The sequence below is a fragment of the Vibrio sp. 10N.222.55.C6 genome, from assembly GCF_041473395.1.
GTDB classification, from domain to species: Bacteria; Pseudomonadota; Gammaproteobacteria; order Enterobacterales; family Vibrionaceae; genus Vibrio; species Vibrio crassostreae_C.
The window spans coordinates 1-273 of the sequence record NZ_JBFRSD010001099.1 but is presented as its reverse complement, the minus strand read 5'-3'; the positions used below and the strand labels follow the sequence as shown (position 1 = coordinate 273).

At 45.8% G+C, this 273-nt stretch carries 1 pseudogene; it reads right to left on the bottom strand.

Features of this window, described 5'->3' with window-relative positions:
• Positions 1-202, bottom strand: a pseudogene (locus AB4486_RS27725) (sel1 repeat family protein); the annotation flags it as partial.
• Positions 203-273: the final 71 nt, after the last annotated feature.

Genomic DNA, 273 nt, shown 5'->3' with positions numbered 1-273 from the left:
GATATAAGTAAGCGACAGAGAGCTGGGCTTCCAATTGCCCTTGATAAGCCTCATCCAACAGTTGCACGACGTCTTGATGCTGCTGCGATTGATCCATGGTGGCTGCGTTCTTAGAGCTTTCGCTTCCAACGCTTGCTTTAGCAAAAAACAGAGCAGCCAAAACACCAGTCAGAATCACGGTAGTTAAACGTTTATTGATCATTTATTTCCTCCTCGGGAATAAAGGTCACAACGTCCCTGTTGAATGAGTTAGGTGAAAAGTAGGAATGGCGC